Source organism: Neisseria sp. HMSC061H08 (assembly GCF_001836795.1).
In the GTDB taxonomy this organism is placed as follows: domain Bacteria; phylum Pseudomonadota; class Gammaproteobacteria; order Burkholderiales; family Neisseriaceae; genus Neisseria; species Neisseria subflava_A.
On sequence record NZ_KV830574.1, the window covers coordinates 1 to 16,762 of the forward strand.

The window sequence follows — 16,762 nt, forward strand, 5'->3', positions numbered from 1 at the left end:
ACCAGTCAACACCTTTCGCAAAATTATTTTCAAAAATTTAACCACCACCCTGTTTTAACAGGGTTTTTATTTTTCTAAAAACATTCAAAACTTCCCTATTCTCTTTCCAAATCCAACCCGATTCAATACTAAGGCCGTCTGAAAGAGTATTTCAGACGGCCTTTTGAATTTGACCCTCGCTTTAATTTATATTGTTGGCGCTTGTTTTTTGGTATGATGTTTCCTTGATTCTTTTATATCAGCCTCGAGTTTGCTATGTCTGTCTATACCAGTGTTTCCGACGCTCAAATGCGTGACTTCCTTCTGCAATATGATTTGGGAGATTTTGTTTCTTTGCAGGGGATTGCTCAAGGAATTACTAATAGTAATTATTTTTTGACTACTTCAACCGGTCGTTATGTATTGACTGTTTTTGAGGTTTTGAAATCAGAAGAACTGCCTTTCTTTCTAGAACTAAACCAGCATTTGAGTCTGAATGGTGTTGCCTGCGCCGCTCCGATTGCTCGTAAAGATGGCGGACTGCATTCTATTTTGGCCGGAAAACCGGCTTGTTTGGTTACTTGTTTGAATGGTTCTGATACTGGCTGGCCAACTGAAGCTCAATGCTTCCATACCGGTGCTATGCTGGCCAAAATGCATTTAGCCGGCCAAGACTTTCCTTTAAAAATGAAAAATCCTCGTTATGATGACTGGTGGCACGATGCCTGCACTCAGTTGCTGCCTGTTTTAGATTCTGAGGATGCTGCACTGCTTCAATCTGAAATTGCAGCTTTAGATGAAAATCTAGGAGAGCATTTACCTTCCGGTATTATCCATGCCGATTTATTTAAGGACAACGTATTGCTTAATGGAGATGAAGTTTCCGGCTTTATCGACTTCTATTATGCGTGTAACGGTAATTTCATGTACGACCTGGCAATTGCGGTTAACGATTGGGCACGAACAGCTGATAACAAATTAGACCCTGTCCTTTATGATGCCTTTATCCATGGCTATGAAAGCGTACGTCCATTATCTGATGAAGAACACGCGTATTTTCCTACTGCACAAAGAGCCGGATGTATTCGTTTCTGGGTATCTCGCCTACTTGATTTCCATTTCCCTCAATCAGGAGAAATGACGTTTATTAAAGATCCAAATGCATTTAGAGATCTATTATTGAGTTTTAAATAATATAATAGATAAAAGGCCGTCTGAAATTCAGACGGCCTTTTATCTAATGCCCTCCCCCGCCGGAACCGCTAAACGGAGGTCTTGCCAGCCAAATAATGGGAATCATACTGATGAATATGATACTGCCTGCCAAGAAGATTTCATTTGAGCCAATAATAAAGCCTTGTTGGGAAATAGTACTATTTATCGTAGCCAGGGCTTGCTCTTTGCTCAGGCCATTGGCCATCATGCCTTGAATAGATTGGTTGCTGATTGAGGACAATGAATTAATATGTTCGGTCAGCTGAGTATGGTGCAGAGCTTCGCGCCGTTCCCACATGGTGCTGACAACGGACACTCCGACACCGCCCATAAAGACTCGCAAGAAATTAGACAAGCTACTGGCCGAGGCAATTTGGTTGCCCTTCATATGTGATAAGGTGATACTGGTCAGGGGCAGGAAGAACATGGCTACGCCTAAACCCTGCCAAAACTGTGGCCAAACGACGTTGCTCATATCCATGCCGGCATAGAAGTCGGTTCGCCAATGGAATGTATAGGCAAACACCAAGAAGCTGGCACTGACAAACAGGCGCATATCGACGCGATTGCCAAACTTACCAATAATCGGCGACAGAATAATCGGCAGAAAACCTACCGGTGCAGCAGCCAAACCAGCCCAAGTAGCGGTATAGTCGAGATTTGATTGCAACACCAAAGGCAGCAGGGTCAATGTACCCATATAGACCATAAAGCCCAAGGATGTCGCAACAACGCCTATCGTAAAGTTTCTATTTTTAAACAATGACAAATCGACAATCGGGTATTTCTCGCCCAGCTCCCAAACAATAAAATAGGTCAGAAACACCAAAGCGGTAACGCCCAAAACGATAATCTCTCCTGAGGCAAACCAATCCAACTCTTTGCCCCTATCAAGCATCATTTGCAATGCGCCGATACCGACAATCATCAACACCAGCCCGACATAATCAATCGGCGCCCTGACGATTTCGGTTTCCCTGTGTCTAAGCTGTTTCCAAGCAATGGAGGCGGATAAAACCCCGATTGGGATATTGATAAAGAAAATCCATCCCCAATGCCAGTTGTCCGAAATCCAACCGCCCAAAATCGGCCCCAATACAGGGGCAACGACAACAGTCATCGCCCATAAAGCCAATGCCAATGTTCGTTTTTCAGGCGGATAGGAAGCCATCAGAAGACTTTGGGACAAGGGAATCAAAGGCCCGGCGATAAAGCCTTGCAACACCCGGAAAAAAACCAAGGCTTGAAGATTATGCGCCATACCGCACAGCCATGACGTTACAACAAAACCAATCACGGCAGCAATAAAGATTTTAACCTCGCCAAACCGCTTGGCCAAAAAGCCGGTCAGGGGGACGGAAATGGCATTGGCTACGGCAAATGAGGTAATCACCCAAGTGCCCTGCGTGGTCGCCGCACCCAAATCCCCTGCGATAACAGGCACGGCGACGTTGGCGATGGTGCTGTCCAAGACTTCCATAAATACGGCCAAGCTGAGCGCCAACGTTGCCAACACCAGCTTAAACCCTTGTAACGGCGGATAATTCATATTTTTAAACTATAAGACAACCGCCAAAGCGGTCGATTGAAGAGAATCAATATTTCAGACGGCCTGAGCCTTCAATGAAAGACCCAGGCCGTCTGAAAAGATTATTTTGCGTATTGCTCGAAGATTTTATCGACTAAAGCATCGGCGGCTTTCCAATCCACACTTTCCGTTTCCGGCAGCGCAGTATTTCGTTCTGCTTCGGCAGTCATGGCTTTACCGCTGCCCTTCTCGGCAATATCGACTTTAACAGTCATCGACAAACCGACACGGAGCGGATTTTGTTGCAATTCTTTAGCATCCAAACTGATACGCACCGGTACACGTTGCACGACTTTAATCCAGTTGCCCGTTGCGTTTTGAGCCGGCAGTAATGAGAACGCACTGCCCGTACCTGCCGACAAGCCCATTACCTTGCCATGGTAAACCACTTTACTGCCGTACAAATCGGCTGTCATTTCAACAGGCTGGCCGATTTTCATTTTGCGCAGTTGCGATTCTTTAAAGTTGGCATCCACCCACAATTCAGACAGAGGCACAACGGCCATCATCAGCGTACCTTGTGCGATACGTTGGCCGACTTGGACATTGCGTTTGGCAATTTGACCGCTAATCGGCGAACGGATTTGCGTACGTTGCAGATTCAGCCAAGCGTCTTTGATGTGGCTGATGGCCGTCTGAACTGCCGGTTGTTGGCGCAGAGGAATATTGTTGCCCAACGCTGCCTGAGCAGAAACTTCTTCCGCCTCAACCGCTTTCAATGCAGCCTGAGCCTGAACCACAGCGGCGCGAGCATGGCTGAGTTCTTCGCCGGAAACCGCTTCCGTACCCGCCAAAGATTCGCGGCGGCGCAAATCGGCTTGTGCACGGGCCAAATCGGCTTTGCGCAACAACACTTGAGCTTTGGCTTTTGAATTGACCGCAGCCTGCTGTTTGTTTTGACGAATGGCCTGAATCAATTCATTTTGCGCGCGATCGTATGCCAGCTGAAAATCGCTGTCATCCAAAGCCACCAACACATCGCCTTTTTTCACGACATCCGTATCGTCATACATGACTTTGCGCACCGTGCCGTTCACCTGCGGCGTAATCATCACCAAATGACCGGCCACATAAGCATCTTCCGTTTCTTCTTCATGTTGCCAAAACAGGAAATACGCCAAAGCGACTCCTGCTGCCGCAATAAGGAATAGGAGTGTAACGATAACTAAATTGCGTTTGCGATGCGTTTTAGCGCCGGAAGCGGCTACTTCCGTTTCTTTTTGGACATTATTTTTTTCTGATTGAGTATCCATAAGTCCTAACTTTAATTCTGCACATGTGATAACGATATTAGTGTCTTGTCGGGCAGCTGACTTATATCATCAGTCCCCAATACGCGCGTTTAACGCGCTAAAGAGTCATATTCTATAGTTACACTCTATTCATTACAATAATTTCTTCCGGTAGCAAATGTAAATCAGGTAAGGAAAAGGCCGTCTGAAATCCCTTTCAGACGGCCTGCCGTTTTAATCAAACGTTTATTTCTTATTTAACTTAAAACCTCCGCCCAATTGGGCATTGAGATTACTCCAAGCTGTCAGATATTCTGCATGATATTGAACCGCCGACATTTTCGTACGCACAGCTTCGTCTTGTTTTTGCAAAGCGGTCAAACCGTTATCCAAGCCTGCACGAACGCGTCCTTTCGCATTTTGTACAGATTTATCCGCGATATTGACCATCTTGTTCCAAGTATCTTGTCGGCTTTTCAGGCTTTGGTAGTCGACTACGGCATCTGCCGCCGAACGCATGGCATTCAAAACAGTTTGGTCATACACGGCAACCTGCTCGTTATATTGGGCACGTTTGCCCGCCAATTTGGACTGCAGCGCGCCGGAAGTAAACAATGGCAGATTCAAAGCCGGAACGATGCCCAACATACCGGATGTCCGTCCGCGAATCAGATTGAACGCATCAATATGCGTCATGCCTGCCAAAACTTTCAACTCAATATTCGGATAAAACTCTGCTTCGGTTGATTTGACGATATGCCATTTCTCTTCAAGCAAGGCTTTTTGTGCCGCGATATCGGGGCGGGCCGCCAGCAAGTCCGCTTCAATACGGTTAACCGGCAATGACGGCACAGCGGCCATTTTTTCCGGAACCTGTCCATTTAATGCACCCGGTACACGGCCGGTCAATACTGCCAGACTGTTGCGGATTTTCTCGTTTTTCTGAGTCCATGCCGATTTTTCAAGCTGCAATTGTTGTTGCGCCATTTCCAGAGCGTGCAACGCATCGGCAGGAGCCAGTTGCGCTTTAACGCGTTGTTGCATCAGTTTCAATGCTTTATCCGCCAACTCTATGCGCGTATCCAGCAGCGCCAGTTGTTCTGTCGCCATCTGCCACGCAAAATATTGGGCGGCAACGGCGTGAGCCAACTCGGTGCGGATATGATGCGCTTCATACACCGCAGCTCTGCTTTTTCCTAAAACAGCTTGAATCTGCTCTCGGTTTTTACCCCAAAAGTCGAAAACCAAGCTGCCTTGTAAAGCTGCGTGCGCCAAAACCAAAGTATGGTCGGTATCGACCATACCGGCTTGAGGTTTGGGTGAAACATAGGTACCAATACCGGTTACACCCAAGCCGACTTGCGGTTTGTTTGCGGCTCCTACAACGCCCAGCTGCGCCTGAGCCTGCTCAAACCTTGCTTTGACGACACGCAGATTGGTAGACGTCTGAATGGCGGAAGCAATCAAATTGTTTAATTTTTTATCTTTCAGCTTCATCCACCAGCCGTCTTGGGCAGTAGCGGCAGATTGGCCTTGCGGCAGCGGATAGGCTGTTGTCTCATCCAAAGGCGACTGTTTGCCGAACGGCGCACATGCCGCCAACAGCGAAACAGCGGCAACGCATATGCTTGATTTGACCAAACCTAATTTCATACAGACTCCGTTGATGTGTGTCTGCCGCAGACCATCAGGCCGTCTGTTGTCAATTACCCAAACGGTTCAACAGTTTACCCAACAGGTGTTGCAGCATATCATAATCCTCTTTCGTGAAATCTTCCCACGCTTGGCCGCTCTGACGGGCAATTTGCGGCCATACTTTGTGGATAAAGGTCTCACCCGAAGGGGTCAATTTTAGCACAATCTGACGACGGTCTTTTTGATTGATATAACGCTCTACCCAACCGCGCTCAACCATGTCGTCCGACAGGCGTGTCGCACTGGTGCGCGTCAAGTCCATCAGGTCGCTCAAGCGTGAAGGCAGGATTTCGCTGTTTGGGCTGACGTAAACCGCCATCAGGGAAAACCACAGGTTTTCATTGATGCCGAACGCTTTTAGGTTTTCGTTCAAATGGCTGCTCAAACGTTCGGTTACGATGCGCAACATGCGGGATACTTGGTTTTGCTGCTCCGGAAACTGCGGCAGACGGGTAGAAAGCAAACGCATTGCGTTGACTAATTCGGTTTGTGAAAAACTCATAAATTCCTTCTTTCTGAGTGAGTTATTTTATTCGATATCAATCAAAATAAAATATGATGTAATAATTTACTTTAAGATACCAATTACTTACTTTAAGACGTTATACTAATTCAGATGATTATTTTAGTGTATGAAAATCTGATAATCGGTTACATGATCCTACTAAACGGATTTTTCTATGCCTAAATCATGAGAATCTAACCATAAAAAAGGCCGTCTGAAACCTTGATGACAACTTTCAGACGACCTCCATAACAGATTAAAATAAGCTTTTCCACTTAAACCGGATGCAAACCATGAACACTTCCGCCTTTTTCCCCCATATCACCCTTATCGGCGTCGGTTTAATCGGCGGATCGTTCATGCTCGACCTCAAACGCTTGGGGCTGGTGCAAAGCGTTACCGGCATCGACACCAATGCCGACAACCTCAATTACGCGCTTGACTGCGGCATCATCGACCATGCCTATCCGAATATTTGCGCCGAAAGCATCGGCAATGCCGATTTGGTTTTAATTGCCACTCCAGTCTCCGTCCTGCCTGACGTATGCCGCGACATCAAACCCTTCTTAAAAGACACCGCCTGCGTTTCCGATGTCGGCAGCACCAAACAATCGGCACTCAATGCCTTCCGCACCCACTTATCAGACCGCCTGCCGCAATGTTTTGCCGCCCACCCGATTGCCGGTTCGGATCAAAGCGGCGCAAAATCCGCGCGTTGCGGTTTGTTTCAAAACAGCCGCCTGATCATTACCTTGCACGGCCACGAGGCTTCAGACGGCCTAAGACGGTTGAAAAGCCTGTGGCAGGCGGTTGGTTCGCAGATTTTCACCATGAGTGCCGAAGAACACGACAATATTTTTGCCGCCGTTTCCCACTTGCCGCACTTGGCCGCCTTTGCCTATGTCCACGCTTTGGTCGACCATCCGCACGGCAAAGACTACCTCCCCTATGCCGCCACCGGCTTTCGCGACTTTACCCGCATTGCCTCCAGCCACCCTGCCGTTTGGACCGACATCAGCATGGCCAACCGCCCTACCCTGCTCAAACTGACCAGCGATTTGAAAGAACAATTATCCAAATTGGAACAACTCCTTTCAGACGGCAACAAAACCGAGCTTTACCGCTATTTTGAAGAAGCCGCACAAATGCGTAATGACTGGCTGAAAAACCGTTAAACCTGTTTTCAGACGGCCTGAGACCTTCTCGGCCAAACCTTCATCACAATAAAAAGGGCATCTGTTTAGATGCCCTTTTAGATTTCTTACGACTTCAACGTTTCACTCAGTCTTTCAAACGGAACTCAGCCGCTCTGGCGTGCGCGGTCAAGCTTTCGCCATGCGCCAACACGCTGGCGGTTTTGCCCAACTTCTGCGCCCCTTGTTCTGAAACCTGAATCAGACTGGAGCGTTTTTGGAAATCATATGTTCCCAAAGGAGAAGAGAAACGCGCCGTGCGGCTGGTCGGCAAAACGTGGTTGGGCCCTGCGCAATAGTCGCCAAGGCTTTCACTGGTATAGCGTCCCATGAAAATCGCGCCGGCATGGCGGATTTTTTTCGCCCACTCTTGCGGATTCTCGACCGACAGCTCCAAGTGTTCGGGAGAAATATAGTTGGCGATTTCGCAGGCTTCGTCCAAGTCTTTAGCCAAAATCATTGCGCCGCGGTTGCCCAATGACGCTTCAATAATCGAACGGCGCGGCATGGTTTCAATCAAGCGGTTCATGGCCGTCTGAACTTCGTCCAAATACGCTTGAGAAGTACCAATCAAAATCGCTTGTGCAATTTCATCGTGTTCCGCCTGACTGAACAAATCCATGGCCACCCAATCGGCAGGCGTCGTGCCATCGGCAATCACCAGAATTTCAGACGGCCCTGCCACCATGTCGATGCCGACCACGCCGAACACGCGTCGCTTGGCCGCAGCGACAAAAGCATTGCCCGGGCCGGTAATCTTATCGACTTGAGGCACGGATTCCGTACCATAAGCCAAAGCCGCAACCGCCTGAGCACCGCCGACCGTAAACACTTTGGTCACACCAGCCACAAAAGCAGCCGCCAACACAATATCGTTGCGCTCGCCTTTCGGAGTGGGAACGACCATGATGATTTCTTTCACGCCGGCAACGTGGGCAGGCATCGCGTTCATGATGACGGAACTCGGATAAGCGGCTTTACCGCCCGGAACATAAATACCGACACGGTCAAGCGGCGTAATCTGTTGGCCCAAAAGCGTGCCGTCTTCGTCTTCGTACGTCCACGATTCCATTTTTTGGTGTTTATGGTAGCTTTCCACCCGTTGCGCGGCCGTTTTCAAGGCCGTCTGAATGTTTTCGGGCAAACGTTCAAACGCAGACTGCAAATCGTCTTGCGTCAGGATTAAATCGTCAATGGTTTGTGCGGATGTACCGTCAAAGCGGTTGGTATATTCAATCAGCGCTGCATCGCCGCGTTTTTGAACATCGGCGCAGATGTCGGCAACAATACGGTCGATTTCAGGGTTTTGCGCGGTTTCAAAAGCGAGTAACGCTTTGAGTTCGGCTTGAAAATTAGGGGATTGGGTGTCGAGTTTCTTCATGGTTTACTCTCTTCCTTGTTTCATTCCTATTGTTTTCAGACGGCCTCAATCACTCAAAGGCCGTCTGAACATTATCTTTTCAAAAAACCTTTTTTCTGCAAAAACGCCAACATATGCGGCCGCACAGGGTTACCCAAGGTTTTGGCCAGCGATTCTTTCCAAGGTATCGGACTTCCCTTGCGTAACTCATAATAATCCGCTACTGCCTGATTATAGGCTTCAACCGCATCGGCATTCAGGCTCGGACAGGCGTTTTCGGCATAGACCATTTCCTTAGGCAGGCGCGGTTTGAGCGGCGGGTCTTGATCGGGATAACCGAGGCACAACCCCACCAAAGGCACGCAATAATCCGGCAGGTTCAATACGTCCGACACTTTTTGCACATTATTGCGCAACGCGCCGATATACACGCCGCCCAGCCCAATCGATTCGGCGGCAAGCAATACGTTTTGCGCCATAATGCCCGCATCGACCGCGCCAATCAGGGTGACTTCCGCCCAATCAATTTGCGCATCGGGAAACATTGCCTTGTGTTTGGAAAAATCGATGCAAAACAATAAAAATTCCGCACAATGGACAATATAAGGTGCGCTTCCTGCCGCTTCATGTATCCCCTGCCTCAGCGCAAGATCGGATACGCGGATGATGGAAACGCATTGCAGATTGTTGGAAGTCGAAGCCTGCTGTCCGGCGCGAACCAGCGTATCAAGGATTTCATCGGCAATCGGCTCGGAAGTAAACCTGCGGATGGAACGATGGGAAAGAATCGTATCGAGTGTCGGTTTGCTTTGCATCATGACGGGGCTTTCAAACTGGGTTGGCAGACAGGTTTTGCCAAAAACTTTTCAGACGGCCTTAGCGGCATTTTCAAATGCCTGAATAATCGGATTCAACAGCGCATATTTGGTTTTCAACGCCGCCTTGTTGACCACCAAGCGGCTGGAAATATCAGCCACATGTTCCACAGCTTCCAAACCATTGGCCTTCAATGTATTGCCGCTGGAAACCAAATCGACAATCGCGTCGCTCAAACCGACCAAAGGCGCAAGTTCCATCGAGCCGTACAGTTTGATGATGTCCACATGCACACCCTTGTCGGCAAAGTGTTCGGCGGCGATGTCTGGATATTTGGTGGCAATCCGCAAGCGGCTGCCGGGTTTGGAAGCGGCGGCGTAATCAAAACCTTTTTTCACCGCAACCATCATGCGGCATGAGGCGATGTGCAAATCCAAAGGTTGATACAGGCCATCTCCGCCATGCTCAATCAACACATCCTTGCCGGCAATACCGAAATCCGCCGCACCATATTGCACATAAGTCGGCACATCGGTCGCTCGCACAATCACCAAACGGATATTGTCATGATTCGTGCCAATAATCAGCTTGCGCGACTTTTCCGGCTCTTCCGCAGGCACAATACCGGCGGCGGCCAACAGCGGCAGGGTTTCCTCAAAAATTCGTCCCTTGGATAAAGCAACCGTTAAAAGTGTGTCGGTCATTTTGTTCTTCTCCTTTGCCGTATCAAAAACAAGAAGGCCGTCTGAAATCTACAACCCATTTCAGACGGCCTCAACTACGTTTTTACAATAAAGTTTTCACATCAGCCGCAATCGTTTCCGGCTCGCTGCCATAAGGCGAGAAAATCGCCACTTCGCCGTTTTTATCAATCAAATATGCACCTGAAGAGTGGTCGACCAAATAGTTTTCGCTGTCTTCTTTTTGGTTTACTTTAGCCGATACCACACGGTATTGCTGTTTGATGACAGGCAGGCTTTGATCGCCGGTAGCCGTCAGGCCGATAAAATCAGGGTTGAACTGTTTGGCGTATTTGCCGATTACTTCAGGTGTATCGCGCTCAGGGTCGATGCTGACAAATACTACTTTCACGTCTTTAGCCTGATCGCCCAATTGTTTCAACGTGTCGCTGAAAGTCAGCAACTCGGTTGGGCATACGTCAGGACAGTGGGTATAACCGAAAGACAGGATAACCACTTTGCCTTTCAAGTCGCTCAGGCTGAAAGGTTTGCCGTCGCCATCGGTCAATGTAAAATCACCGCCAATATCTTCTTTGCGCATATCGGTACCGCGCGCTTGCACTTTGGGCGCAGACTCACCGGAAGCAGCAGGCGCAGCAGAAGCGGCAGGTGTCGAAGAAGCCTCTTTGGTCTCTTCTTTAGGCTGACAAGCAGCCAGAGCAGCCAACGCAAAAGCACTGAGTAGGAAAGTTCGTGTAACGGAAAGCATAAATTTTCTCCAAAACCGTTTCAAATTAAGTGAAGCCAAACAACCGCCCGGCCGATATAAAAACAAAACATCTTCATATTAACGCGTTTGACACATTAAATATAGCCCTTTTTACAGATAAATACTGCTTTTTTTGTTTTAAAAATCTGCCTTCCATTTAGATAGCCATCAAACGTAAAAAGTTTAATTCATTAAAAATCAAACAAATATAAAAATAATCCAATTTTTTTTCAATTACTGCTTTACAAAATTCGAGAACTCGCTATAATGACGACTTCTTCGCTAGCCCAGGTGGCGAAATTGGTAGACGCAGGGGACTCAAAATCCCCCGCCGCAAGGTGTGTCGGTTCGAGTCCGACCCTGGGCACCAAATTAAAAAAACCTCTTGATTCAGTCAAGAGGTTTTTTGCTATTTATCATTTACAAAAACCTTCTCCTTACTCAAACTGTCAACAATCTCCCCACATCAAGCTCAATCAAACTGTTTTTTTATTTCTTTAAAATCAAACGATAATCTATTTTCACTCCTTAAACGTTAAAAGATGAAAGATTTTGTCTTGCTTGTACAGTCGGATTGCGTTATCGTTTCTACTCTTTTTCACAAACTCTGTGTTTCTTTCCAATTGCTTGGATAGTCTGACTGTCATCGTATTCCCTCAGTGCGCGTACCCTAAATCGCTGCTTGGTGGAATTGCATTACAGGTGCTGTGGTGAGGCGGATTGTTCCTATTGGTTTGAAACCATATAAAAGAGGTCAATATGCAATTATCTGGCGCACAAATCATCGTGCAAAGTCTCAAAGCCGAAGGTGTCGAGTATGTATTTGGCTATCCAGGCGGCGCGGTTATCGAAATCTACGATGCCCTTTTCCAACTCAATAAATTCAAGCACATCCTGGTTCGCCACGAGCAGGCAGCCGTACATGCGGCAGATGCTTATGCCCGTGTCAGCGGCAAAGTCGGCGTTGCCTTGGTAACTTCCGGCCCAGGCGTGACCAATGCGCTGACCGGCATCGCCACTGCTTACAGCGACTCTATTCCGTTGGTAGTTATCAGCGGCCAAGTGGGCAACTCCCTTATCGGGACAGACGCATTCCAAGAAGTGGATACGGTCGGCATTACCCGCCCTTGTGTCAAACACAATTTCTTGGTAACCAATATTGCTGAGTTGGCAGACACCATCAAAAAAGCTTTCCAAATTGCCGCAAGCGGCCGTCCGGGTCCCGTTGTTGTCGATGTTCCTAAAGATGTTACCCAAGCAATGGCTAAATTCAGCTATCCGCAAGAAGACATCTTCATCCGCTCTTACCAACCGGTTGTACAAGGCCACATCGGTCAAATCAAAAAAGCCGTACAAATGCTGGCTTCCGCCAAACGCCCTATTGTTTACTTCGGCGGCGGCGTGGTTTTGGGCAATGCCTCTGAGGAAATGACCAAATTCGTCCGCATGATCGGCGCTCCTTGTACCGGTACATTGATGGGCTTGGGTGCATACCCTTCCAGTGACCGCCAATTCTTGGGCATGCTGGGTATGCACGGTACTTACGAAGCCAACCTCGCCATGCAGAATGCAGACGTTGTACTGGCAATCGGTGCGCGCTTCGATGACCGCGTGATTTCCGTACCGTCCAAATTCTTTGAAAAAGCTAAAAAAATTATTCATATCGACGTTGACCCGTCCAGCATTGCCAAACGCGTCAAAGTGGATATCCCGATTGTCGGCGATGTGAAAAACGTATTGTCCGAAATGATTCAATTGTGGGGTAAGCAAGAATCTGCACCTGCAGCCGACTCATTGGATAAATGGTGGAAAAGCATCGAAGAATGGCGTTCGCGCAACTGCCTGTGGTTTGATAATGAAAGCGAAATCATCAAACCGCAATACGTCATTCAAAAACTGGCCGAAATCACCAATAATTCTGCCATCATTACTTCCGACGTCGGTCAGCACCAAATGTTTACCGCCCAATATTACCCATTTGAGCGTCCTCGCCAATGGCTCAATTCCGGCGGTTTAGGCACAATGGGCGTCGGCTTGCCATATGCCATCGGTGCGAAACTGGCTGCTCCTGATCAAGATGTATTCTGCATCACCGGCGAAGGCTCGATTCAGATGAACATCCAAGAGCTGTCGACCTGCTTCCAATACCGAGTTCCGGTTAACGTCGTTACCCTGAACAACGGCTACCTCGGCATGGTCCGCCAATGGCAAGAACTTTATTACGGCAACCGTGAATCGGAAACCTATTTCGACTCATTGCCTGATTTTGTCAAACTGGCTGAAGCCTACGGCCATATTGGCATCCGTGTAGACAAGAAATCCGATGTAGAAGGCGCTTTACTGGAAGCATTAAACCAAAAAGACCGTCTGGTATTCCTCGATTTCTTGACCGACAAGAAACAAAACGTACTGCCTATGGTCGGCAACGGCAAAGGCTTGGACGAGATGGTTCTGCCGCCGCATATGCGCGAAACATTGTCAGCGTAAGGAGAGAAAAATGCGACATATCTTATCTATTCTGATGGAAAACGAATCAGGTGCGATGAGCCGTGTGGTAGGTTTGTTCTCCGCACGCGATTACAATATCGACTCCTTGGCTGTTGCGCCAACCGAAGACAAAACCTTGTCTCGCATGACCATCGTTACTCATGGCGACGAACACGTTATCGAGCAAATCACCAAACAACTCAACAAACTAATTGAAGTTATCAAAGTGGTTGACTTGAACGAAAGCCGTTTTGTCGAACGCGAACTGATGTTGGTAAAAGTCCGCGCCGTCGGCAAAGACCGCGACGAATTCCTGCGATTGACCGAAATCTACCGCGGCAGCGTTATTGATGTAACAGACCGCAGCTATACCATCGAAATCACAGGCTCTACCGAAAAACTCGACTCTTTCCTCGAAACAGTCGGTCGTGCTCAAATTTTGGAAACCGTACGCACAGGCGCAGCCGGTATCGGCCGCGGCGAGCGTATTTTGAAAATTTAACGCTGTATCGTTCAGACGGCCTGTTACTTTCAACCAAGGCCGTCTGAAAAACAGCAGGAGACAAACATGTCAAGCATCCAAATCGTTGCATTAGTTACCGTCAAACCCGAATACACCGAGGCTCTGGCTGCCCAGTTTAAAGAATTGGTCAAAGCCAGCCGTGTAGAAGAAGGCAACATCAGCTACGACCTGCACCAAGAAATCGGCAAACCCAACCGTTTCGTATTCGTAGAAAGCTGGAAATCCAAAGCAGCTATTGATGAGCACAATGCCAGCGAACATTTCCAAAACTTCGTCAAATCCATCGAAGGAAAAACCGAAGCACTGGAAATCGTCTTGATGAACCAAGTCCCCGCTTAAGCCCCTATTACTTTTAACTCAACCCGGATTATCCGGAACCCTCTTACACTAAGGAAATAAAATGCAAGTTTATTACGATAAAGACGCTGACCTTTCTCTGATCAAAGGCAAAACCGTTGCCATCATCGGTTACGGTTCACAAGGTCACGCACACGCAGCAAACCTGAAAGATTCCGGCGTAAATGTCGTAATCGGTCTGCGCCAAGGCGGCTCTTGGAAAAAAGCCGAAGCAGCCGGCCACGACGTGCGCACCGTTGCTGAAGCAACCAAAGCAGCCGATGTTGTAATGATTCTGTTGCCTGACGAAAACCAACCTATCGTATACAAAAACGAAATCGAGCCTAACTTGAAAGAAGGCGCAGTATTGGCGTTTGCCCACGGCTTCAACGTACACTACAACCAAATTGTACCCCGCGCCGACCTCGACGTTATCATGATCGCCCCTAAAGGCCCAGGCCACACTGTACGCAGCGAATTCCTGAAAGGCGGCGGCGTACCTTCCCTGATCGCCGTTTACCAAGATAAAAGCGGCAAAGCCAAAGACATCGCCCTGTCTTACGCAGCAGCCAACGGCGGCACTAAAGGCGGCGTAATCGAAACCAACTTCCGCGAAGAAACCGAAACCGACCTGTTCGGCGAACAAGCCGTATTGTGCGGTGGCGCAGTTGAATTGGTGAAATGCGGCTTTGAAACTTTAGTTGAAGCCGGCTATGCTCCAGAAATGGCCTACTTCGAATGTCTGCACGAGCTGAAACTGATCGTTGACCTGATGTACGAAGGCGGTATTGCCAACATGAACTACTCCATTTCCAATAATGCCGAATACGGTGAATACGTTACCGGCCCTGAAGTAGTGACTCCTGCAACCAAAGCAGCGATGAAAAAAGCACTGTACCGCATTCAAAGCGGCGAATATGCCAAAATGTTCATCCAAGAAGGCGCGACCAACTACGCCAGCATGACCGCGCGTCGCCGTCTGAACGCCGACCACCAAATTGAAAAAGTGGGTGCTCAACTGCGTTCTATGATGCCTTGGATCGCTAAAAACAAACTGGTTGACCAAGACAAAAACTAATCTGTCTTTCAAACAAATGAAACCTGCCTGTTGTTCGCACAGGCAGGTTTTTTATAATTTTAAAACCCAATACACTATAAATCACACTCAACAAGGCCGTCTGAAAACAATATAAATAACATTTACCTCCAACCTCTATAAGCTGTCTTTCATGATTCTCCTAAAATTTCCTTTTAAAAAAACATATTACGAAATAAACGACTATTTTCTATACCTACTCTGTCTGCAAAAAACAACGTTTCCAATCAAAAATACGCCTAAAACAAGAGGAAAATTTGTTTTCTTAAGCCATAACCTTTATATTATGGTCATGGAATCGTTGAAACAGAACGATATCGTAATAAGAAGAACGAATGCTCGCTTCTTCACACTTAAAAAAGGAAAACAGCAATGAAAAAATCCCTGATTGCCCTGACTCTGGCGGCTCTGCCTGTTGCAGCTATGGCTGACGTAACTCTGTACGGTCAAATTAAAGCTGGCGTAGAAATTTCTAAAGTAAAAGAGGGTAAGACTTCTTCTAAAACTGCTACTGAGATTGCTGACTTCGGCTCTCGCATCGGTTTCAAAGGCCACGAACACTTGGGTAGCAACCTGAATGCTATCTGGCAAGTTGAACAAAAAACTTCTATCGCCGGTGGTGACTCTGGTTTCGCTAACCGTGAATCTTTCTTGGGCTTGGAAGGCGGTTTCGGTAAAGTTCGTGCCGGTAACTTGAATACTGCTCTGAACGACAGCAGCGATAGCTTCGACCCTTGGGAATCTAGTGATGCTAACGCAGACGCTCTGCAATTGGGTAAAATCAAACGTGTAGATTCTCGTAAAGTATCTGTACGTTACGATACTCCTGTATTGGGTGGTTTCAGCGCAAGCGTACAATACCAACCTCGTGACAATGCTAACCCTGGCGACAAATACACTCACACTGTGAAAAGCCGTGAGTCTTACGACTTGGGTCTGAACTACGAAAACTCTGGCTTCTTCGGTCGCTACGCTGGTTCTTATGCTAAACGTGCTGACTTGACTTCTGGTTACCTGGATGCGTTCAACAGCAACACTACTTTGACTGCTGGTACTTATAAAGATCACCAAGCTCACCGTCTGACTGCTGGTTACGATGCTAACAACCTGATGGTTGCTGTTGTAGGTCAATACGAAGGCTTCAAAGCTGACGTAGCTGGTGCTAAGAAAAACGAACGTACTGAAGTTGGTGCAACTGCTGCTTACCGCTTCGGTAATGTAACTCCTCGTGTTTCTTACGCTCACGGCTTTAAAGCTAAAGAAGAAGGCGTGAAACAAGAGAACAGCG

15 protein-coding genes and 1 tRNA gene are annotated in these 16,762 nt (G+C 47.8%); 8 read left to right on the plus strand and 8 right to left on the minus strand.

Going from position 1 to position 16,762, the window contains the following annotated elements; all coding sequences use genetic code 11:
- The first annotated feature begins 255 nt into the window (after positions 1-255).
- A complete protein-coding gene (thrB, locus tag HMPREF2675_RS05035; RefSeq protein ID WP_070583361.1) occupies positions 256-1,173 on the plus strand; it encodes a homoserine kinase in 918 nt (305 codons plus the stop codon).
- Positions 1,174-1,216: 43 nt separating this feature from the next.
- On the opposite strand, the gene HMPREF2675_RS05040 is transcribed toward thrB, so the two are convergent.
- From HMPREF2675_RS05040 to HMPREF2675_RS05055, 4 genes are all read right to left on the minus strand, one after another.
- Entirely contained in the window at positions 1,217-2,743 is a 1,527-nt protein-coding gene (locus tag HMPREF2675_RS05040; protein ID WP_070814274.1) for a DHA2 family efflux MFS transporter permease subunit, read from the minus strand.
- 101 nt (positions 2,744-2,844) lie between these two features.
- Positions 2,845-4,035: an HlyD/EmrA/EmrK family protein gene (locus HMPREF2675_RS05045; RefSeq protein ID WP_070814275.1), complete on the minus strand. Its 1,191-nt coding sequence runs from the start codon at positions 4,033-4,035 to the stop codon at positions 2,845-2,847.
- Between the two features lie 225 nt (positions 4,036-4,260).
- The gene (locus HMPREF2675_RS05050) at positions 4,261-5,667 is read right to left on the minus strand and encodes an efflux transporter outer membrane subunit (protein WP_070814276.1); all 1,407 of its coding nucleotides are present in this window, start codon (positions 5,665-5,667) and stop codon (positions 4,261-4,263) included.
- 49 nt (positions 5,668-5,716) lie between these two features.
- Complete coding sequence (locus HMPREF2675_RS05055; RefSeq protein ID WP_070814277.1) at positions 5,717-6,211, minus strand: MarR family transcriptional regulator; 495 nt, start codon at positions 6,209-6,211, stop codon at positions 5,717-5,719.
- A gap of 296 nt (positions 6,212-6,507) precedes the next feature.
- On the opposite strand from HMPREF2675_RS05055, the gene HMPREF2675_RS05060 reads away from it, so the two are divergent.
- Positions 6,508-7,389 (plus strand): prephenate dehydrogenase, encoded by an 882-nt coding sequence (locus HMPREF2675_RS05060; protein WP_070814286.1) that lies wholly within the window; start codon positions 6,508-6,510, stop codon positions 7,387-7,389.
- Positions 7,390-7,495: 106 nt separating this feature from the next.
- Here HMPREF2675_RS05060 and hisD read toward each other — a convergent pair whose 3' ends face one another.
- The 4 genes from hisD to HMPREF2675_RS05080 form a co-directional block, all read right to left on the minus strand.
- Positions 7,496-8,788: a histidinol dehydrogenase gene (hisD, locus tag HMPREF2675_RS05065; RefSeq protein WP_070814278.1), complete on the minus strand. Its 1,293-nt coding sequence runs from the start codon at positions 8,786-8,788 to the stop codon at positions 7,496-7,498.
- A gap of 71 nt (positions 8,789-8,859) precedes the next feature.
- The gene (gene nfsA / locus HMPREF2675_RS05070) at positions 8,860-9,585 is read right to left on the minus strand and encodes an oxygen-insensitive NADPH nitroreductase (protein WP_070814279.1); all 726 of its coding nucleotides are present in this window, start codon (positions 9,583-9,585) and stop codon (positions 8,860-8,862) included.
- Positions 9,586-9,633: 48 nt separating this feature from the next.
- Positions 9,634-10,287 (minus strand): ATP phosphoribosyltransferase, encoded by a 654-nt coding sequence (gene hisG, locus HMPREF2675_RS05075; RefSeq protein ID WP_070814280.1) that lies wholly within the window; start codon positions 10,285-10,287, stop codon positions 9,634-9,636.
- 82 nt (positions 10,288-10,369) lie between these two features.
- A complete protein-coding gene (locus HMPREF2675_RS05080; protein ID WP_070814281.1) occupies positions 10,370-11,032 on the minus strand; it encodes an SCO family protein in 663 nt (220 codons plus the stop codon).
- 285 nt (positions 11,033-11,317) lie between these two features.
- On the opposite strand from HMPREF2675_RS05080, the gene HMPREF2675_RS05085 reads away from it, so the two are divergent.
- The 6 genes from HMPREF2675_RS05085 to HMPREF2675_RS05115 form a co-directional block, all read left to right on the plus strand.
- Positions 11,318-11,402: transfer RNA gene (locus HMPREF2675_RS05085), tRNA-Leu, on the plus strand.
- 389 nt (positions 11,403-11,791) lie between these two features.
- Positions 11,792-13,519 (plus strand): biosynthetic-type acetolactate synthase large subunit, encoded by a 1,728-nt coding sequence (ilvB, locus tag HMPREF2675_RS05090; RefSeq protein WP_003680037.1) that lies wholly within the window; start codon positions 11,792-11,794, stop codon positions 13,517-13,519.
- 10 nt (positions 13,520-13,529) lie between these two features.
- Positions 13,530-14,021: an acetolactate synthase small subunit gene (gene ilvN, locus HMPREF2675_RS05095; RefSeq protein ID WP_003685820.1), complete on the plus strand. Its 492-nt coding sequence runs from the start codon at positions 13,530-13,532 to the stop codon at positions 14,019-14,021.
- Between the two features lie 66 nt (positions 14,022-14,087).
- Positions 14,088-14,381, plus strand: coding sequence for a putative quinol monooxygenase (locus tag HMPREF2675_RS05100; RefSeq protein WP_070814282.1), 294 nt, complete (start codon positions 14,088-14,090; stop codon positions 14,379-14,381).
- Between the two features lie 61 nt (positions 14,382-14,442).
- Positions 14,443-15,456: a ketol-acid reductoisomerase gene (gene ilvC / locus HMPREF2675_RS05105; protein WP_070646594.1), complete on the plus strand. Its 1,014-nt coding sequence runs from the start codon at positions 14,443-14,445 to the stop codon at positions 15,454-15,456.
- Between the two features lie 390 nt (positions 15,457-15,846).
- Positions 15,847-16,762: porin (locus HMPREF2675_RS05115; protein ID WP_070814284.1), on the plus strand; the 916-nt coding region annotated here is incomplete at its 3' end.

Bases quoted from the DNA above. Each gene is read 5' to 3' on its own strand.
- HMPREF2675_RS05055 (WP_070814277.1), bottom strand. From the start codon at position 6,211: ATGAGTTTTTCACAAACCGAATTAGTCAACGCAATGCGTTTGCTTTCT.
- ilvB (WP_003680037.1), top strand. From the start codon at position 11,792: ATGCAATTATCTGGCGCACAAATCATCGTGCAAAGTCTCAAAGCCGAA.
- hisD (WP_070814278.1), bottom strand. From the start codon at position 8,788: ATGAAGAAACTCGACACCCAATCCCCTAATTTTCAAGCCGAACTCAAA.
- nfsA (WP_070814279.1), bottom strand. From the start codon at position 9,585: ATGATGCAAAGCAAACCGACACTCGATACGATTCTTTCCCATCGTTCC.
- ilvC (WP_070646594.1), top strand. From the start codon at position 14,443: ATGCAAGTTTATTACGATAAAGACGCTGACCTTTCTCTGATCAAAGGC.
- hisG (WP_070814280.1), bottom strand. From the start codon at position 10,287: ATGACCGACACACTTTTAACGGTTGCTTTATCCAAGGGACGAATTTTT.
- HMPREF2675_RS05040 (WP_070814274.1), bottom strand. From the start codon at position 2,743: ATGAATTATCCGCCGTTACAAGGGTTTAAGCTGGTGTTGGCAACGTTG.
- HMPREF2675_RS05050 (WP_070814276.1), bottom strand. From the start codon at position 5,667: ATGAAATTAGGTTTGGTCAAATCAAGCATATGCGTTGCCGCTGTTTCG.
- HMPREF2675_RS05060 (WP_070814286.1), top strand. From the start codon at position 6,508: ATGAACACTTCCGCCTTTTTCCCCCATATCACCCTTATCGGCGTCGGT.
- HMPREF2675_RS05080 (WP_070814281.1), bottom strand. From the start codon at position 11,032: ATGCTTTCCGTTACACGAACTTTCCTACTCAGTGCTTTTGCGTTGGCT.
- thrB (WP_070583361.1), top strand. From the start codon at position 256: ATGTCTGTCTATACCAGTGTTTCCGACGCTCAAATGCGTGACTTCCTT.
- HMPREF2675_RS05045 (WP_070814275.1), bottom strand. From the start codon at position 4,035: ATGGATACTCAATCAGAAAAAAATAATGTCCAAAAAGAAACGGAAGTA.
- ilvN (WP_003685820.1), top strand. From the start codon at position 13,530: ATGCGACATATCTTATCTATTCTGATGGAAAACGAATCAGGTGCGATG.
- HMPREF2675_RS05100 (WP_070814282.1), top strand. From the start codon at position 14,088: ATGTCAAGCATCCAAATCGTTGCATTAGTTACCGTCAAACCCGAATAC.